We start from the raw sequence: 14,491 nt of genomic DNA, 5'->3' as shown, positions 1-14,491 counted from the left end.
GGGGCTTCCGCGAAGCGGGCTGACGAGCCGATCGGTCCACAGTGCACCCGGGACCAGGGGAGATGTGATCATGACGGACGCGGTGGAGAACGCCGGCGCAGTGCAGCCCGCGACGGGTGCGGCCCGGGGTGTCACGTCGGTTTCCGACGAGGTCGTGGAGAAGATCGCCGGGGCGGCCGCTCGCGCGGTGCCCGGTGTCGCCGATCTCGGCGGTGACGTGTCGCGCTTCTTCAACAGCGTGCTGGACAAGATCGGCCTGGACGAGGTGGGCGACGCTCGGCGGGGCGTCTCGGCCGACGTGAAGGGCAGCTCGGCCATCATCAACGTGGTCCTGGTGATCGACGCCGGGCACGTCGTGGCCGACGTGACCGAGGCGGTGCGGGCCGCGGTGATCGACGCCGTGGAGAAGTACGGCCTGACTGTCACCCAGGTCAACGTCACTGTGGACGACATCGAGCTGAACCAGCCGGGGGCGGCAGCCGGAGCCTGAGGCGTAGCTGCCCAACAACCTGACGGCTGACTCGGTGGTGTGAGGAGCAGGAGCGACTGTGGACCTGGAAGCAACGCGGGAGCTGACCAGGGCGTCGGTGCCGGCTGGCGGGACGACGCAGGTCGCCGACGAGGTGATCGAGAAGATCGCCGTCGCGGCGGCCCGTGCGGTGCCCGGCGTGGCCGACCTGGGCGGGGACGTCGCCCGGTTCTTCAACGCGGTTCTCGACCGGGTCGGGCTGGACCAGGTGGGTGACGCCCGACGGGGTTGCTCTGCCCACGTGACAGGTGACGCCGCAGTGGTCAACCTGGTGTTGGTGATCCAGGCCGGTCGACAGGTGGCAGAGGTCAGCGGTCAGGTGCGCGCTCGAGTGACCGAGGCGGTCGAGACCTTCGGGCTGCGGGTCGATGAGGTCAACATCCGGGTCGACGACCTGGCGATCAGCGAAACCCCCACCACGCCCCCAGCCTGAACGGTGCGCGGCGCGATCTGACCCGATTTTCACGTCGATCATGTAGTCGTGGTGGCCATCCTGTGGCGACGGCAGGGATTTGTGCACCACCACAACTCCAGGGTCGACGCGGGCGCTCGCCGTTACTCGTCGGTACGGGCCTGACTTAGCGATCGTTCAGGTAGGGGCCTTACACTCGACGTGCAGTCGAGGACCCGAGGAGGAGCCCTGCTCATGGACGCCGACGAGATCGACGCCGGACGGGCGCGCTGGCAGGCCCGGTACGACGCCGCCCGCAAGCGGGACGCGGACTTCACCACGCTCTCCGGAATGCCGGTGGAGCCGGTGTACGGGCCGCCGGAGGGCGCCACCTATCCGGGCTTCGAACGGATCGGATGGCCGGGTGAGTATCCGTACACCAGGGGTTTGTATCCGACCGGCTACCGCGGGCGGACCTGGACGATCCGGCAGTTCGCCGGCTTCGGCAACGCCCAGCAGACCAACGAGCGCTACAAGATGATCCTCGGCGCCGGCGGCGGCGGGCTCTCGGTGGCGTTCGACATGCCGACGCTGATGGGCCGCGACTCGGACGACCCGCAGGCGCTCGGCGAGGTCGGCCACTGCGGCGTGGCCATCGACACCGCCACCGACATGCAGGCGCTCTTCGACGGCATCGACCTGGCCGGCGTGACCACCTCGATGACCATCTCCGGTCCGGCCGTGCCGGTGTTCTGCATGTACCTGGTCGCCGCCGAGCGGCAGGGCGCCGACCTGTCCAAGCTGGACGGCACCCTGCAGACCGACATCTTCAAGGAGTACATCGCGCAGAAGGAGTGGCTCTTCGACCCGGAGCCGCACCTGCGCCTGATCGGCGACCTGATGGAGTACTGCGCCCGGGAGATCCCGCGCTACAAGCCGCTGTCGGTCTCCGGCTACCACATCCGTGAGGCCGGCTCGACGGCCGCGCAGGAGTTGGCGTACACCCTGGCGGACGGCTTCGGCTACGTCGAGCTGGGTCTCTCGCGTGGGCTCGACGTGAACGTCTTCGCGCCGGGGCTGAGCTTCTTCTTCGACTCGCACCTCGACTTCTTCGAGGAGATCGCCAAGTTCCGTGCTGCCCGCCGGATCTGGGCCCGCTGGCTGCGCGACGTCTATGGCGCGACCAGCGAGAAGGCCCTGTGGCTGCGGTTCCACACGCAGACCGCCGGGGTGTCGTTGACCGCGCAGCAGCCGGTAAACAACGTCGTACGGACCGCCGTCGAGGCTCTCGCGGCGGTGCTCGGCGGCACGAACTCGCTGCACACCAACGCGCTGGACGAGACCCTGGCGCTGCCCACCGACGAGTCGGCCGAGATCGCCCTGCGTACCCAGCAGGTGTTGATGGAGGAGACCGGTGTGGTCAACGTGGCCGACCCGCTCGGCGGCTCCTGGTACGTGGAGGCGTTGACCGACAAGATCGAGGCCGAGGCGGAGGAGATCTTCGCCCGGATCCGGCAGCTCGGCGGGGACGGGCCACACCAGATCGGCCCGATGACCTCGGGCATCCTGCGCGGCATCGAGGACGGCTGGTTCACCGGGCACATCGCCGAGTCGGCCTTCGTGTACCAGCAGGCCCTCGAGAAGGGCGACAAGAAGATCGTCGGGGTCAACTGCCACACCGGCACCGTCGCCAAGGAACTGGAGATCCTGCGCATCTCGCACGAGGTGGAGTTGGAGCAGCGCCGAGTGCTCGCGGAGCGCAAGGGCGCGCGGGACGAGTCGGCGGTCCGCGCCGCGGTGACCCGGATGATCGAGGCGAGCCGTACCGACGAGAACATGGTCCCCGCCATGCTCGACGCGGTCCGCGCTGAGGCGACCCTGGGCGAGATCTGCGACGCCCTGCGCGCCGAGTGGGGCACCTACCGGGAGCCAGCCCGCTTCTAACCCCTGCCCGCAACCCCCACCCCGCCGATCTTGCAGTTTCTGCGCCGACATAAGGCATAAATGTGGCGTACCGGCGACAGGATGTGCAAGATCGCGGGGGTGGGGACGGGGGCGTGAGAGTTGCAACGTCGGGGTTGCGGGTGAGCTGAGATCGGGGGCTCACGTGCGAGACTAGGTAACCATGAGCGACCCACGGATCACCTCGTCGATCTTCACCCGCGGCGCGGTCGACCTCAGCACGCTGCGTGGCCCCGCACCAGCAAGTACCCGCCCCGGCACGCCCCCGCAGGGCGGCCCGACCAACGGCGCCCCCGGCGCGCCCACCGCCGGCGGTGACACCGCCATCGTGGACGTCACCGAGGCGACCATCCAGTCCGACGTGCTCGAACGCTCGATGGCCACGCCCGTCGTCGTGTTCTTCGGTGCGGCCGGCTTCCCGGAGAGCGACGAGTTCGCCCCGGTCCTGGAGCGGCTGAACGCCGAGGGCGGCGGCACCTGGGTGTTGGCCCGGGTCGACGTGCAGGAAAATCCCCGAATCGCCCAGATGTTCCGGGTGCAGGGCGTCCCCATGGTCTACGCGGTCGTCGGCGGCCAGCCGGTCGACGCCTTCTCCGGGGTGGTTCCCGAGGCTCAGCTGCGGCAGTGGATCCAGGCCGTCCTCAAGGCCGGTGGCGTGACCGTCGCCGAGCCGGAGGACCCCCGGCTCGACGAGGCGGACGACGCGCTGATGAGCGGCGATCTGGATGCCGCCGAGCAGGCGTACCGGAAGATCCTCGCCGACGCCCCGGCGGACGCCGCAGCCACGGCGGGGCTGGCCCAGGTCGGGGTCGCCCGCCGGGTGGCCGGCGCCGACCCGTCCACCGCGCTGGCCGCCGCCGAGAGCGCCCCCGACGACGTCGCCGCCCAACTGCTGGCGGCCGACATCGAGGTGCTCAGCGGCCTGGCCGAGCAGGCGTACGCGCGGCTCGTCGGTCTGGTCCGGCGCACCGCCGGTGAGGACCGTGAGACGGTCCGCCAGCACCTGGTTTCGCTCTTCTCCATTGCCGGCCCGGACGATCCGGCGGTCGCCTCGGCGCGTCGGGCCCTGGCCAGCGCCCTGTTCTGAGTTCGTAGCACGCCAGCGCGGGCCGGCGTTCCGGCCGGCCCGCCCGACCACCGAGGACGGGAGCTCACGATGCGCCGGATCGCCGTCCTCGACGCGCCGACAAATCTCGGTCTACGGCCGCCGACACCCACGTCGGTCCCGGGTTGTGCCAAGGCACCCGGGGCGCTGCGCGACCACGACCTGCTGGCCCGGCTCCGCGCCCGCGACGCCGGCTGCGTGACCCCCGCCCGGTACGACCCGGGCGACTGGCGACCGGGCGACGGGGTGTGCCACGCCCGGGAGATCGCCGACTACTCGTTGGCCCTCGCCGAACGCATCGGCTCGATCATCGACCGGGGCGAGTTCCCGGTGGTGCTCGGCGGCGACTGCTCAGTGCTCCTCGGCTCGGCCCTGGCCATGCACCGACTCGGCGAGGCCGTCGGCGGGCGGATCGGGCTGGTCTTCGTCGACGGGCACTCCGACTTCCGGCACCCCGGCAACGCCTCCTACGTCGGCGCCGCGGCCGGTGAGGACCTGGCCCTGGTCACCGGGCGAGGGCAGGCCGACCTGGCCGCGCTGGAGGGCCGCCGGCCCTACTTCCGCGACATCGACGTGGTGGTGCTCGGCATCCGCGCCCAGGACGAATACCGGCTCGACCTCCAGGCAGCCGGGATCACCACCCGACCGGTGCCGGCGCTGCGTGCCGAAGGCGCAGCCCGGACCGCCCAGTGGGCGCACGAGCAACTCGCCGACTGCGCGGGCTACTGGGTGCACATCGACGTGGACGTGCTCGACCCGGCGGTGATGCCCGCCGTGGACGCCCCCGACCCGGGTGGGATCGCCTTCGCCGAGCTGGAGATCCTGCTCGCCGGCCTGGTCGACACCCCGCACTGCCTCGGCGTGGAGCTGACCGTCTTCGACCCCGACTACGACCCGGACGGCTCCTACGCGGCCGAGATCGTCAACACGGTGGTCGCCGGGCTGGCACCGGTGACCGCCCCGGAAGCGGTGCCGCCCCGACTGCTGTCGGCCCGGCCCACGCCCTCCCCGCGGCGCGGCAACGGCCGGGCCGCGACCGCCACCGAGCGGCTCGACCGTGCCGAGCATCCCGACCGTGCCGGGCGGCTCGACGGTCTTGCTGGGCTTGACGGGCTCGACCGCGCTGAGCGGGTTGCGCGGCGTGATTTCCCCGCTGGCATCGCCCCCGCTGGCATCGCCCCTGCTGACATCGACCCCGCCGATGTCGGCCCTGCTGCGCTCGGGTCTGCCGATGGCGGGCCTACCGGCGTCGGTGTTCCGGGCGTCGGTCCGTCGGTGAGCGCGGTGCCATACGACGCCCCGGCCGAGGGGGAGTCACCAGGCACTGGCGGCCGGGCCCACTCCGAGCCATCGGGCGTCGCGACCAGTGTCGCGCCCCTGGTCGAGCGCGAGCCGGTCGGCCCGCCGGCGTCGGCCGGCCCGGGTCTGCTCCGACGCACCGCCCCGTCGACGCAGAACCCGCCCGAGAGGCACGAAGCCGACAGCGCCTGACCAGTCCCTCGGCCCCGGCGTCGGGCGTTGCCCCCGGGGGAGTGGCCGGACACCGGGGCCCCGGGTGGGGTCAGGGGGTTGGGAGGGCGCGGAGGAAGCGCTCCGCCATCGGAACGGCCGAGGCGGTGCTGGCCCCGCCCTTCTCCACGAAGACGGCGAACGCCACGTCGCCCCGCCAGCCGACGAACCAGGCGTGGGTGTGCGCCGGGTTGTCGTCGTACTCGGCGGTGCCGGTCTTGCCGTACACCTCGCCCGGCACATCCTTGAGCGCGCTGCCGGTGCCGGCGGTGACCACCTCGCGCATCATCGTGCGCAGCGCCGCGACGGACTCCGGCTTGAGCTGCTCGCCGGCCGGGGCCGGCTTGGCCGGCGCCGGGTCGATCAGCAGCTTCGGCTGCTCGAAGCGGCCGCGGGCGACGGCGGCGGTGGCCCCTGCCATGGCGAGCGGGCTGACCAGCGTGGTGCCCTGCCCGAACGACGCGGCGGCCTGCTCAGCCAGGCTGCCGCCCGTCGAGACCTTGCCGGTGAAGGCCTCCGTGCCGAGGTCCCACTGACCCTCCAGGCCCAGCGAGCGACCGGCGGCGGCCAGCCCGTCGCCGCCGAGCTTCGGGGCCAGCGCGGCGAACGCCGTGTTGCAGGACTTGGCGAAGTCGGTGCGGAACGGCACCGAGCCGAGCTCGAAGTTGTCCGAGTTCTTGAAGGACCGGCCGTCCACCGTGAAGGTCTTCTTGCAGTCCACCGGCCCGTCCAGCGTGACCGCGCCCCGGTCCAGTAGGCCCAGCGTGCTGACCATCTTGAAGGTGGAGCCCGGAGGAACCTGGGCGTCGAAGGCCAGATTCTGCCCGGCCGGACCGGGGCCGTTCGCGGCGGCGAGCACGGCGCCGTCGCTGATCCGGACCGCCACCAGGGCGGATCGGCGCGACTCGGCGCGCAGTGCCCCGTCGGCCGCGTTCTGCACGGCGACGTCCAGCGTGGTCTTCAGCGCCTGCCCGGGCTGCGGCTCCCGGCGGAACAGTTCGGTGCCGGTGGGTTCGAGTTTGCCACCCTCCGCCGGGCGCTCGACCACCACTGTCAGCCCGGGGCCGCCGCGCAGTCGTTCGTCGTAGCGGCCCTGTAGCCCGCCGTGCCCGACCAGATCACCGACGACGTACCGGTCGGGGTGTGCGGCGAGGTCGTCGGCCTGCGCCGGGTCGACTGAGCCGAGCAGGGCACGGGCGAACTCGCGGGTGGGCGCCAGGTCGATCTTGTCGGAGACGAACTTGGTGCCGGGCAGGTCGTAGATCCGGGGCTTGATCTGCCGGTACGCCTCCTCGCGGAGCGACACCACCTCGACGAATGCGCCCGGCTCGGCCTTTGCCACCCGGTCGGGCAGGTCGGCCAGGTCGACGCCGGGGACCAGCGCCGGGCGGATGGCCTTGAACGCCGCGTCGAGGTCCTTGACGAGCTTCTTGATGTCGGTGACCCCGTTGGGCTGCACACCCACCCGGACCACCGGGCGCGGGGTCACCAGCGGCTTTCCGGCGTTGTCCAGCACCGCGGCGCGGGCACCGGGGTCGCGCCGCAGCGCCAACCTGTCGCCCTTGGTGAGCTGCTCGTGCACCACAGTCGGCTCCCAGATCACCTGCCACTGGTCGTCGTCGCCGTGGGCGAGCCGCACCTCCCGGTCGTACGCCCAGCGGGTCTGACCGGGCAGGGCCCACTCCACCTGGACTGTCGTGGTGGCGATGTCCTTCGTGATCTTCGGCTCGCCGCGACGCGTCAGCGTGGGCGGGGTGGCCGCCAGCTCACCGGAGAGGTCCTTGATCTCGCGCGCCACGTCGGCCGACGGCAGTTTCGAGCCGAGTGGGTCGATCAGACCGACCGCCTGGAGGTCACCGCTGCGCCAGCCCGCCAGGAAGGCGTCGACGGCGCGCTGCGGCCCGTCGTCACCGGAACAACCGACCAGGACACCCGCAGCGAGCAGCGCCGTGGTGACGGCGGCGGCGAGCCGGCGGGCGGGGTTCGGCCGGTGGGGCCGGGGGTACGACAAGGGCATGAAGCTGGTCCTTCCGATCTCGGACTGCCCTCGCACGGTAGTACGGGAACGCCGTCCCCAACGTCCCCCAGGCGCTCGGCCGCGCTCAAAGACGGGCCGCGCCCGTGTGATGAACATCGCGTGGCGGGGTATCCCGCAGCCGGCCAACCTCGGACCCGCAACGGGTGAAAGGACAAAGTCCCGATCCGGACGTCTGGCCAGTGGTCCGCCGACGAAGGCGCACAACGGCAGGGCCTAGGCTGGGCGGCAGAGTGACCCACAACGCGGTGGGTCGAGGGGAGTGGCACCGATGGACCGGCGTCCGGCGATCAAACCGGAACCCGACCTCCGGCAGGATGACTCCGGCCGGGACGATGACAGCTTCGATTCGGCGACCGACGGGGACGGCTACGGCCGACTCGACACGGGAGTCACCGGGCTGACCGGGTCGAGCATCGACACCATCTACGATCTGGGTCTGCCAGCCGAGGCGCTGGCCGACGACGTGGAGGACGCCGAGCTCGACGAACCAGTCCCCAACGCGGAGCGCCTGGTGGCCCAGGCCGTCGCGCTCGCCGGGGACGACCACGACGCGGCGACACTTGTCGGCCGTTTCTGGCGGTTCGCCCCGGACGAGGAGCTGGTCGGCTTCACGGCGGAAGAGATGCTCGACGCGGCCCGGGCGCACCGGGATCTCGCCCAACAGCGGGTGCCGGGCGAGTTGAAGCTGCGGATCCACGAACCGCACGCCGACCAGCACCACACGGTCGTCGAGATCGTCACCGACGACATGCCGTTCCTGGTCGACTCGGTGACGGCGCTGCTCAACTCGTACCACCTCGACGTGCATCTGCTGGTGCACCCGCTGGTGGTGGTGCGGCGGGAGCCGCTGGGCCGGCTCACCGAGGTCTCCGCGGATGTGGAACCGGATGACGCGATCGCCGGCGACATCATCGAGAGCTGGATGCGGATCGAGATCGACCCGGTCCGGGACGCTGCCGAACGGGACCGGTTGCGTCGAGAGTTGCAGCGGGTGCTCACCGACGTGCGGGAGGCGGTGGAGGACTGGCCGAAGATGCGTCAGCGTGCCCTCGCGCTCGCCGACGAGCTGGCGTCCGCCCGTACCTCCGACAACCGCCCACCGGTGCCGGAAAAGGACATCACCGACTCGGTGGAGCTGCTGCGGTGGCTCGCCCAGGACCACTTCACCTTCCTCGGTTACCGCGAGTACCGGTTGGTGGACGCGGACGGCGGCGACGCCGCCGACCCGGTCGACGGCAAGGCGTTGGAGGCGGTGCTCGGCACCGGCCTGGGCATCCTGCGCTCCGATTCGCCGGATGCGCGGTCGCTGTCCTCGATGACGCCCGAGGCGCACGAGAAGGTGCTGGAGAAGCGCCTTTTGATCATCACCAAGGCCAACTCCCGGGCGACGGTGCACCGCTCGGCGTACCTGGACTACATCGGCTTCAAGATCTTCAACTCCGCCGGTGACGTGATCGGTGAGCGGCGCTTCCTGGGCCTGTTCTCGACGGCCGCCTACCGGACCAGCGTTCGCGAGCTGCCGGTGGTACGCCGCAAGGTGGCCGAGGTGCTGGACCGCTCCGGCCTGAGCCAGCGCAGCCACTCGGGCAAGGATCTGATCCAGATCCTGGAGACCTACCCGCGCGACGAGCTGTTCCAGATCAAGACCGACGACCTGTACCACGCGGTGGTCGGCGTGCTGCGGATGGCCGGCCGGCGGCAGCTCCGGGTGTTCCTGCGCCGGGACGCGTACGGGCGGTTCATCTCCTGCCTGATCTACCTGCCCCGGGACCGGTTCACCACTCAGAACCGGCTGCGCATGCAGGACATCCTGCTGCGTGAGCTGAACGGTGTCGGGGTGGACTACACCACCCGGGTCACCGAGTCGATGCTGGCTCGGGTGCACTTCATCGTTCGTACCGACCCGACGCGGCCACCCGGCGACATCGATGCCGACCTGCTCGCCGAGGAGTTGGCCGACGCGACCCGGCTCTGGGACGACGACTACCGGTTGGTGCTGGAGCGCAAGCTCGGCGACGAGCAGGCCAAGCACCTGTTCACCCGGTACGCCGACGCGTTCCCGGAGGGCTACAAGGACGGGCACACGCCGTACGAGGCGATGAAGGACCTGGCGAAGCTGGAGCTGCTGGAGGAGCCCGGCCAGCTGGAGATGCACCTGTTCCGCAAGCAGTTGGCACCTCGGCCGGGCACCCGGGTGCCGGGAGCCGACCTGGCCGAGGCGATGGACGTCCGGTTCAAGGTCTACCGGTACGGCGAGCCGATGATGCTCTCCGCAGTGCTGCCGGTGCTGCACTCGCTCGGCGTACGGGTGGTCGACGAGCACCCGTACGAGGTGGACCGCATCGACGGTCGGGTCTACCTGTACGACTTCGGCCTCATGCTGCCCGAGGGGCATCACGAGCTGGCCGAGGTGCGTCCGCACGTGGAGAACGCCTTCGCGGCCGCCTGGCGCGGCGAGGCCGAGGTGGACCGGTTCAACGAGCTGGTACTGCGCGGCGGGCTGACCTGGCGGCAGGTGGTGGTGCTTCGGGCGTACGCGAAGTACCTGCGGCAGGCCGGCACTGTCTTCTCGCAGGACTACATGGAACAGACCTTCATCGCGTACCCGAAGCTCGCCGCGTTGCTGGTGGAGCTCTTCGAGACCCGGTTCGCGCCGGGCGAGTCGAGCACCGAGCAGCGGCAGCAGCGCAGCGGTGAGCTGGTGGAGACGATCCGGGGCGCGCTGGACGACGTGGCGAGCCTCGACCAGGACCGGATCCTGCGCTCGTACCTGACGCTGATCGAGGCGACCCTGCGGACCAGCTTCTACCAGAAGCGCGCCGACGGGCGGCCGAAGGCGTACGTGGCGTTCAAGCTCGATCCGCAGGCCATTCCGGACCTGCCCGCGCCGCGACCGAAGTTCGAGATCTTCGTCTACTCGCCGCGCTTCGAGGGTGTGCACCTGCGGTTCGGGCCGGTGGCCCGGGGCGGGTTGCGCTGGTCCGACCGCCGGGAGGACTTCCGTACCGAGGTGCTGGGCCTGGTCAAGGCGCAGATGGTGAAGAACACCGTGATCGTGCCGGTCGGTGCCAAGGGCGGCTTCGTGTTGAAGCAGAAGCCGGGTGACCGGGACGAGGCGGTGGCCTGCTACCAGGAGTTCGTCGGCGCGATGCTGGATGTCACCGACAACATCGTCAGCGGGCAGATCGTGCCGCCCGAGGACGTGGTCCGGCACGACGGCGACGATCCGTACCTGGTGGTGGCGGCCGACAAGGGCACCGCGACGTTCTCCGACATCGCCAACGAGATCTCCAAGGCCCACACCTTCTGGATGGGCGACGCGTTCGCGTCCGGTGGATCCGCCGGCTACGACCACAAGAAGATGGGCATCACCGCCCGGGGCGCCTGGGAGTCGGTCAAGCGGCACTTCCGTGAGCTGGGACTGGACACCCAGACCCAGGACTTCACAGTGGTCGGCGTCGGGGACATGTCCGGCGACGTGTTCGGCAACGGAATGCTGCTCTCCGAGCACATCCGGCTGGTGGCCGCCTTCGACCACCGGCACATCTTCCTCGACCCGGAGCCGGACGCCGCCACCTCGTACACGGAGCGTCGACGGCTGTTCGACCTGCCCCGTTCCTCCTGGGAGGACTACAACCCGGAGCTGATTTCGGCAGGTGGCGGCATCTTCCCGCGTACCGCGAAGTCCATCCCGATCACGCAGCAGGTCCGGGCGGCGATCGGCCTGGACGACGACGTCACGCAGTTGTCGCCGCAGGACCTGATGAAGGCGATCGTCACCGCCCCGGTGGACCTGTTCTGGAACGGCGGCATCGGCACCTACGTCAAGGCCTCCACCCAGACCAACGCCGAGGTGGGCGACAAGTCCAACGACGCGATCCGGGTGGACGGGCGCAACCTGCGCTGCCGGGTGGCGGGTGAGGGCGGCAACCTGGGCTGGACCCAGCTCGGCCGGATCGAGTACGCGTTGACCGGTGGCCGGATCTACACGGACTTCATTGACAACGCGGCCGGTGTGGACACCTCCGACCACGAGGTGAACATCAAGATCCTGCTCAACACGGCGGTGGCCGACGGTGAGCTGACAATGGCCGAGCGGGACGAGCTGCTGGCCGGGATGACCAACGAGGTCGCGGAGCTGGTGCTGCGGGACAACTACGACCAGGCTCGGGCGATCAACAACGCCCAGGCCCAGGCCGCCTCGCTGCTCCCGGTGCACCGCCGGATGATCAACGAGCTGGAGCGTTCGGGCGGGTTGGACCGCGCGTTGGAGGCGCTGCCGCCGGACGAGGAACTGGCGGTCCGCAGCGAGTCCGGGCTGACCGCGCCGGAGTTCGCCGTGCTGCTCGCGTACGTGAAGATCGTCCTGGAGCGGGAGATCCTCACCGAGGGGTTGGCCGACGAGGAGTGGACGACCGACGTCCTGGTGAACTACTTCCCGACGCCGATGCGCGAGCGGTTCGCCGACCGGATGGGCCGGCACCGGCTGCGCCGGGACATCGTCACCACAGTGCTGGTCAACGAGGCGATCAACCGGGGTGGCATCTCGTTCATCTTCCGGGTGGTCGAGGAGACGGCGGCCAGCGCGGCCGACGTGATCCGGGCGTACGTGGTGGTCAGCGAGGTGTTCGGCCTGCGCGACCTGTGGGACGCGGTCGAGGCGCTGGACAACAAGGTGGCGCCCGAGCTGCAGACCAGCGTCTACCTGGACACTCGTCGGCTGCTCGACCGGGCCGTGCGGTGGCTGGTCTCCAACCGGCGTTCGCCGATCGACGTGCCGGCCGAGATCGCCCGGCTGCGCGACGGGGTCACCCGGTTGCTGCCGGGGCTGGAGGAGCTGTTCTACGGCAACGAGCGTCAGGGCATCGCCGCGCACATGGATTCGATGACCGAGCGTGGGCTGCCCCGCGAGCTGGCGGAGCGGGCAACCCGGCTGATGTACAGCTTCGGTCTGATGGACGTGGTGGAGACCGCGAACGCCAGTGGGCGGGACGTCAGCGAGGTGGCCTCGGTCTACTTCGTGCTGTCGGACCTGTTCCGGGTGGACTCGCTGCTGTCGAAGATCTCCCTGCTGCCGCGGGAGGACCGCTGGCAGACGTTGGCCCGGATGGCGCTGCGGTACGACCTGTACGCAGCGCTGGCCGCGCTCACCGCGGAGGTACTCGACTCCACCCCGGGCGACCTGCCGCCGCACGAGCGGGTGCAGCAGTGGGAGCAGTCGAACGCCACCTCCATCCACCGGGCCCGTCGGGCGATGGGTGAGTTCGACGAGTCGCGGGCGGATCTCGCCGCCCTGTCGGTGCTGCTGCGTCAGATCCGCACCCTGGTGCGGACCTCCGCGGCCGCCTGAGTCAGGTACGACGGACGCGGTCCGGCCGGTCGGGGTGACCCGACCGGCCGGACCGCGTTTCGTTCCGTCGCCGGTCAGGCCGCCAGGGTGGCGAAGACGACGATGTTGTCCGGGTAGCTCTTCGCGGCCTGGTCGAACTGACCGCCGCAGGTGACCACCCGCAGGCTGGGCCGGTCACTCGGCCCGTAGACCAACTCGGTGGGGAAGGCCGTCTTCGGGTACGACCTCACCGAGTCGACAGTGAAGGTGACCGGCACTCCGTCGGCGCGGCGCACGGTGACGGTGTCGCCGGGGAGGAGAGCGCCGAGGTCGAAGAAGACGGCCGGGCCGAGGACCGCCGAGTCCACGTGCCCGACGATGACCGCGTTACCTGTCTCGCCCGGGCTCGCACCGGGCTCGTACCACCCGGCCTGGTCTGCCTTGTCAAGCGGAGGGACCTGGACGGTGCCGTCCGGGTTGGTACCCAACGACATGATCGTCGCGTCGACGCCGATCCGGGGGATCTCGATGCTGGTCGGTGCCGAACGGGCCAACCCGGCCGCGGCCTGACCGACCGGCTGCCCGTCGACCGGCGGGGCATCGTCGGCGGTGCTCGCCGGCGCCGTCGCCTCGGGGCCGGCCTGGGCCAGCGGCTGCGGCGGCCGGGGAGTGGGCGTGGTCTTCAGGGAGGCGCCGATCATGCCGGCGCCGATCATGGCCAGGGTGACGACGACGGCCGTGCCGGCGGCACGCCACGGTTTCCCGTGACGGCCGCCGGCCGGTGTCGCCGTCACGTCAGACGAGCGAACCATCGGTCCGCCGACGACGCATCAGCACGATCCCGCCCAGCGCGGCAGCGCCGAGCAGGCCAGCCCCGCCGGTGGCCAGACCCCGGTCGGTACCGGTGCTGACGCCACCGTCACCACCGTCGACACCGCCGTGCGGCAGCACGACGAGCTCGCCCTCGCCGCAGGAGCCCTTGAGCTCGTAGCGACCCGGCTTGGCGTCCTTGTCGACCTTGGCTTCGCCGTAGTAGACGAACTCGCGCTCCTCGTCCCAGTCACGCTCGTCCGAGCCGCGCTCGTCCTTGCCGTAACCGCCACGCTCGTCCGAGCCGTGCTCGTCCTTGCCGTAACCGCCACGCTCGTCCGAGCCGTGCTCGTCCTTGCCGTAACCGCCACGCTCGTCCGAGCCGTGCTCGTCCTTGTTCTCCCAGCCCTTGTCGGAGCCGTTGTCCGAGCCGTACTCGGAGCCGTGCTCGTCCTTGGAGTCCCAGCCCTTGTCGGAGCCGTTGTCCGAGCCGTACTCGGAGCCGTGCTCGTCCTTGGACTCCCAGCCCTTGTCGGAGCCGTTGTCCGAGCCGTACTCGGAGCCGTGCTCGTCCTTGGACTCCCAGCCGTTGTCCGAGCCGTAGTCCGAGCCGTGCTCGTCCTTGGACTCCCAGTCCTTCTTGTCTTCGTCCTTGGAGTCCCAGTCCTTCTTGTCACGGCCCTCTTCGGCGTCCTGGCCGTGCTCCTCGCCCTTCCAGTCCTTGCTGCCCTCGTCGCCGTAGGCGTCGGCGGCAGCGCCGCCGCCCTGGCCACCCTTGCCGTTCTCGTCCTTGTGCTCGTCCTTGCCCTTGTCGTCCT

Annotated in this window: 8 protein-coding genes and 1 pseudogene; 6 read left to right on the top strand and 3 right to left on the bottom strand. The window is 70.7% G+C overall.

Annotated elements, in window-relative coordinates; all coding sequences use genetic code 11:
• The first annotated feature begins 70 nt into the window (after positions 1-70).
• The 5 genes and pseudogenes from NIE111_RS28230 to NIE111_RS28210 all read left to right on the top strand — a co-directional run.
• Positions 71-490, top strand: coding sequence for an Asp23/Gls24 family envelope stress response protein (locus NIE111_RS28230; RefSeq protein WP_238687330.1), 420 nt, complete (start codon positions 71-73; stop codon positions 488-490).
• A 58-nt stretch (positions 491-548) separates the two neighbouring features.
• The gene (locus tag NIE111_RS28225; protein WP_238687329.1) at positions 549-962 is read left to right on the top strand and encodes an Asp23/Gls24 family envelope stress response protein; all 414 of its coding nucleotides are present in this window, start codon (positions 549-551) and stop codon (positions 960-962) included.
• A gap of 213 nt (positions 963-1,175) precedes the next feature.
• Positions 1,176-2,864 (top strand): coenzyme B12-dependent isobutyryl-CoA mutase large subunit, encoded by a 1,689-nt coding sequence (gene icmA, locus NIE111_RS28220; RefSeq protein WP_238687328.1) that lies wholly within the window; start codon positions 1,176-1,178, stop codon positions 2,862-2,864.
• A 181-nt stretch (positions 2,865-3,045) separates the two neighbouring features.
• Complete coding sequence (locus NIE111_RS28215; RefSeq protein WP_238687327.1) at positions 3,046-3,969, top strand: tetratricopeptide repeat protein; 924 nt, start codon at positions 3,046-3,048, stop codon at positions 3,967-3,969.
• 69 nt (positions 3,970-4,038) lie between these two features.
• A pseudogene (locus NIE111_RS28210) lies at positions 4,039-5,083 on the top strand (arginase family protein); the annotation flags it as partial.
• A gap of 465 nt (positions 5,084-5,548) precedes the next feature.
• Here NIE111_RS28210 and NIE111_RS28205 read toward each other — a convergent pair.
• Positions 5,549-7,513, bottom strand: a complete 1,965-nt coding sequence (locus NIE111_RS28205; RefSeq protein ID WP_238687326.1) for a penicillin-binding transpeptidase domain-containing protein — start codon at positions 7,511-7,513, stop codon at positions 5,549-5,551.
• Between the two features lie 289 nt (positions 7,514-7,802).
• On the opposite strand from NIE111_RS28205, the gene NIE111_RS28200 reads away from it, so the two are divergent.
• Entirely contained in the window at positions 7,803-12,884 is a 5,082-nt protein-coding gene (locus NIE111_RS28200) for an NAD-glutamate dehydrogenase (RefSeq protein ID WP_238687325.1), read from the top strand.
• A 74-nt stretch (positions 12,885-12,958) separates the two neighbouring features.
• Here the strand turns inward: NIE111_RS28200 and NIE111_RS28195 are convergent, their stop codons facing one another.
• Together NIE111_RS28195 and NIE111_RS28190 are read right to left on the bottom strand one after the other, a co-directional pair.
• Positions 12,959-13,675 carry a class F sortase gene (locus tag NIE111_RS28195; protein ID WP_274531793.1) on the bottom strand — a complete coding sequence of 239 codons (717 nt, stop codon included), beginning with the start codon at positions 13,673-13,675 and terminating at the stop codon, positions 12,959-12,961.
• Positions 13,659-14,491 (bottom strand): hypothetical protein (locus NIE111_RS28190; RefSeq protein ID WP_238687323.1); only part of this gene is annotated, 833 nt, incomplete at its 5' end. The genes NIE111_RS28195 and NIE111_RS28190, both read right to left, overlap by 17 nt.

The sequence above is a fragment of the Micromonospora hortensis genome, assembly GCF_022230935.1.
Taxonomy (GTDB): domain Bacteria; phylum Actinomycetota; class Actinomycetes; order Mycobacteriales; family Micromonosporaceae; genus Micromonospora; species Micromonospora hortensis.
This window is presented reverse-complemented; position numbering and strand designations above follow the sequence as displayed.